Annotated in this window: 5 protein-coding genes; 3 read left to right on the forward strand and 2 right to left on the reverse strand. The window is 74.8% G+C overall.

Features of this window, described 5'->3' with window-relative positions; translation table 11 throughout:
- Window positions 1-145: 145 nt before the first annotated feature.
- A complete protein-coding gene (locus tag ACFU99_RS33440) occupies window positions 146-679 on the forward strand; it encodes a GNAT family N-acetyltransferase (protein WP_384399210.1) in 534 nt (177 codons plus the stop codon).
- Here ACFU99_RS33440 and ACFU99_RS33445 read toward each other — a convergent pair.
- Both ACFU99_RS33445 and ACFU99_RS33450 read right to left on the reverse strand, forming a co-directional pair.
- A complete protein-coding gene (locus ACFU99_RS33445; protein WP_384399212.1) occupies window positions 660-2,081 on the reverse strand; it encodes an MFS transporter in 1,422 nt (473 codons plus the stop codon). The genes ACFU99_RS33440 and ACFU99_RS33445 overlap by 20 nt on opposite strands.
- 76 nt (window positions 2,082-2,157) lie before the next feature.
- Window positions 2,158-2,832, reverse strand: coding sequence for a class I SAM-dependent methyltransferase (locus tag ACFU99_RS33450; protein ID WP_384399214.1), 675 nt, complete (start codon window positions 2,830-2,832; stop codon window positions 2,158-2,160).
- A gap of 200 nt (window positions 2,833-3,032) precedes the next feature.
- On the opposite strand from ACFU99_RS33450, the gene ACFU99_RS33455 reads away from it, so the two are divergent.
- A complete protein-coding gene (locus ACFU99_RS33455; protein ID WP_384399216.1) occupies window positions 3,033-3,815 on the forward strand; it encodes an MBL fold metallo-hydrolase in 783 nt (260 codons plus the stop codon).
- Window positions 3,816-3,823: 8 nt separating this feature from the next.
- Entirely contained in the window at window positions 3,824-4,438 is a 615-nt protein-coding gene (locus ACFU99_RS33460) for a DedA family protein (RefSeq protein WP_384399219.1), read from the forward strand.
- Window positions 4,439-4,749: the final 311 nt, after the last annotated feature.

The following is a 4,749-nucleotide window of genomic DNA, read 5'->3' on the forward strand; positions in this document are numbered from 1 at the left end:
GCGCGGCAGCGCGTACGTACCAAGCCTCCGGCGCAAGCCGACCGGCGCGGCAGCGCAAGCCGATCGGTGCGGCAGCGCCTATGGGGCGAGCCTCCGGCGCAAGCCGACTGGCTTTCGGGTGCGCGCCGTGGGCAGGATGGGCGCCGTGACTGAGATCCGTACCCCCCGACTTCTGCTCCGCCGCTGGCACGAGGACGACCTCGGCCCGATGGCCGACATCAACGCCGATCCGCAGGTCATGCGGTGGATCGGGGACGGTTCGGTCCGGGACCCGGCGGAGACGGCCGAGGCCGTGGAGCGGTGGGAGGAGGAGTGGGACGACGAGGGCTTCGGGCTGTTCGCCGTCGAGCTGCTGGCCTCCGGGGAGCTGGCCGGGTTCGTGGGGCTGTCCGTTCCGTCGTTCCTGCCGGAGGTGGAGCACGAGGTGGAGATCGGGTGGCGGCTGGGTCGGCAGTTCTGGGGGCAGGGGTACGCGTCGGAGGGGGCGCAGGCCACCTTGGAGTTCGCCCTCCAGGACCGGGGGCTGGACCGGGTGATCAGCATTCACCGCAAGGGCAACACCGCGTCCGGGAACGTGATGCGCAAGCTCGGCATGGAGCTGGAGCGCGAGACGACGCACCCGGTCTACGGCTTCCCGCTGCTGGTGCACTCCATCGACCTCAGCCAGTACTCGGGGTGACGCGGGGCCCCCGCCCCGGCATCAGGACGGCGGCCCCGGCGGCGGCGAGCACGGCGATGATGCCCGCGAGGAGGAAGGCGAGCCCGTAGCCGTGCCCGCCGGTGCGGGTGTTGGCGACGGCGGAGAAGCCGGCGATGCCCAGCGCCGTGCTGACCTGACGGACCGTGTTGAGCAGCCCGGACGCGAGGCCGGTCATGGCGGGGTCCACGCCGCCGGTGGCGGCGACGGTGATGGGGGTGAAGGCGAGGCCCGCGCCGAGGCCGAAGAGGGCGACGGGCAGCACCACGGAGGGAAAGAACGAGGTGTGCGGGCCGAGCCGGGAGAGCAGCAGGAATCCGGCCGCCACCAGGACGAGGCCGACGCAGGCCGTGCGGCGGGCGCCCCAGCGCGGGGTGAGCCGGCCGGCGAACTGGGCGCCGACCATCACCGCGAAGGCCGCGGGCAGGAAGCCGAGCCCGGCGCGGAGCGGCGAGAAGTGCCGCACGTTCTGGAGGTAGAGCGAGATCAGCACGGGGCTGGCGAGATAGCCGAGGCCCAGGCCGAACATGACGGCGTTGGCGCTGCTCACGGAGCGGTGGGAGAAGATCCGCAGCGGTACGAGCGGGCTGCGCGCCCACTTGGCCTGGCTGATGAGGAAGAGGGCGAGCAGCACCGAGGCGGCGCCCAGGAACCAGCCGCCGCGGGCCGCTCCCCCGTCGCCGCCGAAGCAGACCACGCCGTAGACGAGCGCGACGAGGCCGCTGGTGACCAGCAGCGCTCCGGTGATGTCGAGGGGCTGCCGGCCCGCTTCCGTACGGACCCGGCGGGTGAGCGCGAGCGCGGCGAGGACGAGGACGACGGCGCCGATGGGCACGTTCACCAGGAAGACCCAGCGCCAGCCGAGGGTGTCGGTCAGCACGCCGCCGCACAGGGTGCCGGCGGCGGCGCCCACCGCGCCGACCATGGACCACAGCCCCAGCGCCCGCGCCCTGCGCTGCGGTTCGGCGTACGCCTGGTGGACGATGGTGAGGGTGGTCGGCATGAGCAGCGCGCCGCCGATGCCCTGGACGGCGCGGGCGGCGATGAGCCAGCCGGCGCCGCCGGCCAGGCCGCACCAGACGCTGGCGGCGGTGAAGACGCCGAGGCCGGTCAGATACATGGCGCGGGTGCCGAAGAGGTCGGCGAGCCGGCCGCCGAGCAGCAGGAATCCGGCGAAGGCGAGGGTGTAGGAGGTGACGACCCAGCCGATGGAGGCGGCCGAGAAGCCGAGGTCGCGGGCGATGGGCGGCAGGGCGACGGAGATGATCGTCGCGTCCAGGACGACGAGGAACTGCGCCCCGCAGGCCAGGATCATCAACAGCCATGGCCTCGCGGCCCGTTCGCGTTCGGCCGCCGGGATTCCGGTCGCCGCGGTCACTGACATGCCCACCCCTTCCGATACGAGGTTAGGCTAACCTAACTTCATATCGGGGGAAACGGCATTCGCCCCGTACGGACCCTCAGCCCCACCCGGCCAGCACCGCGAACCCGTACCGCTTGTAGAAGCAGTCCGCGCCGTCGAAACCCGCCTCCGCCAGCCACGCCAGATGGTCGGCGACCGGAGCGGGCGCGCCGCGCACCAGTTCCTCGCGCACCGCGTCGATCTCCGCCGCGCTCGCGCCGCGGTCCGCCGCCTCCCGCAGCCACACCTCGCCGTACAGCGCGTCCAGCCGCGGACCGGGCCCGGCCACCTGCTCCGCGTTGACGAACACCCCGCCCGGCGCGAGGACCTCGCGGACCCGCCCGTAGAGCCGTCGCTGGTCGGGGCGGGGCAGCTGGTGGATGGCGAGGGCGGAGACCACGATGTCGAACGGGCCGGGCGGCAGCGCCTCCCGCAGGTCCCGTACGTGCGGGGTGTGCCCCACCGCGAACAGGTCGAGCGCGGGCCGGGCCGCCGCCAGCATCTGCTCCGAGGAGTCGACGAGGTCGAAGGTGGCCTCGGGCAGCACCGAGGCCAGACCGCAGGCGAACAGACCGGTGCCGGCGCCGAGGTCGAGCACGCGCGGCGCGGGCCGCTCGCCCGCCGCCGCCAGTTCGACGGCGACCTCGTAGAAGGCGTTGAGGTGCGGTACGAGCCGGGGGCGGGCGCTGTCATAGCCCTCCGCGCTCCAGACCGCCAGGCGCGAGACGTCCACCACTGCGAAATGCCCACCAATCGAACCGTTGTGCCGTCAACTCGGCACACCTTACTTCCTGTTCGGCGCGCCCGCCGAGGGCTTTCTTCCGGCGGATTCGGGAGACGGCAGGAGAAATTCGCGTGCGAACCGGACTGAACTACGCTCAACCGGAACACGAAGAACGCGAGGACCGACGGACGACAGGACGGAGGCGGCGGGTGCCGGTCGAGATCACCTGGTGGGGTCATGCCACCACGACGGTGGAGGACTCCGGGGTGCGGGTGCTGACCGACCCCCTCTTCGCCCGCCGCCTCGCGCATCTGCGCCGCCGCCGGGGGCCGGTGCCGCCGCCCGCCGCGGCGGTCGCGGACCTCGCGCTGGTCTCGCATCTGCACACCGACCATCTGCACCCGGCCTCGCTGCGGCGGCTCGCGCCCGGCACCCGGCTCGTGGTGCCGCGCGGCGCGGGCCACGCCGTGCCGGGGCTGCGGAGGGCGGCGGCGGACCGGGGGCTGCGGGTCACCGAGGTGACGGCGGGCGACGAGGTGCGGGTGCGGGACGTCGTCGTACGGGCGGTGCCCGCCGCGCACGACGGCCGACGGCTGCCGTACGGGCCGCACCGGACGCCCGCGCTCGGCTATGTGGTGCGCGGCGAGGCCGCCACGTACTTCGCGGGCGACACCGGGCTCTTCGACGAGATGCCGAAGGCCGTGGGGGCGGTGGACGTGGCGCTGCTGCCGGTGGGCGGCTGGGGCCCGTTCCTGGGCCGCGACCATCTCGACGCGGGGCGGGCGGCGCTCGCGCTGGCCCGCCTCGGGGCGCGCGACGCGGTGCCGGTGCACTACGGAACGTACTGGCCGATCGGCATGGACGCGGTGCGCCCGCACGAATTCCACGCGCCGGGCGACGACTTCGTACGGCACGCGGCCCGGCTCGCGCCGCGCGCCGCCGTGCACCTGCTCGGGCACGGCGAGAGCGTACGGCTGGGGGCCGGCGGGTGAACGGCCGCATGGCCCTGGCGGAGCTGGCGCGTCAGGTGCCGCCGGAGTCGACGCAGCAGGCGGTGGGGTACCCGTCGCTGTTCCTGCTGGTGTTCCTGGGCTCCCTGGTTCCGGTGGTTCCGACGGGGGCCGTGGTCAGCTCCGCCGCCGTGGTGGCCATCCACCAGACCGATCCCTTCGCCCTGCTGGTGGTCTTCGGCGTCGCGTCCTTCGGCGCGTTCCTCGGCGACATCGCCCTCTACTGGCTCGGGCAGCGCGGCGTCCGCTCCCGCAACGGCTCCCGCTGGCTGGAGCGCCTGCGCGACCGAGCCGCCCCCGAGCGACTGGCCCAGGCCCGGACGAAGCTGGACGAGCACGGCGTCGCCGTCCTCGTCCTCTCCCGCCTGATGCCGGCCGGCCGCATCCCGGTGATGCTGGCCTGCCTCCTCTCCCGCATGCCGATGCGCCGCTTCGTCCGCGGCGACATCCCGGCCTGCCTGGCCTGGGCCGCCACGTACCAGCTGATCGGCATCCTCGGCGGCTCCCTCTTCCCCCGCCCGTGGGAGGGCGTGGCGACGGCGGTCGGCCTGACGCTGCTGGTGAGCGCGGGGCCGGTCGTCTGGCGACGGGTACGGCACCGGTGACGGTGCGCCGGAGCGGCGGCGCCGCGTGTCGGGGACGGCCCGGCTCGGGCGGCGGCCGGACGCGGCACCGCTGAAGCAGCGGAGCGGCGCTGCGGGGCGGCGACGAAGCACGGCGCCGGACGGCGGCCGGGCGCGGCACCGCTCAGGCCCCGCACGAGCCGCGCCCCTGGCAACGCGGCGCGAGCCGGCGGTGGACGAGGCGCGCGGCGACTCCGCCGGGAGCGGCAGCGCCCCGGTGACCGTGCCCGCGGGGCGGCGGCCATCAGCCGCCCGCCAGTTCCCCCAGCACCGCCCCGAAGGCGGCCAGGGCC

The organism is Streptomyces sp. NPDC057654 (assembly GCF_042800135.1).
Lineage (GTDB): Bacteria > Actinomycetota > Actinomycetes > Streptomycetales > Streptomycetaceae > Streptomyces.

Coding starts and splice junctions, on each gene's coding strand:
- ACFU99_RS33445 (WP_384399212.1), bottom strand. CDS start 2,081: ATGTCAGTGACCGCGGCGACCGGAATCCCGGCGGCCGAACGCGAACGG.
- ACFU99_RS33460 (WP_384399219.1), top strand. CDS start 3,824: ATGGCCCTGGCGGAGCTGGCGCGTCAGGTGCCGCCGGAGTCGACGCAG.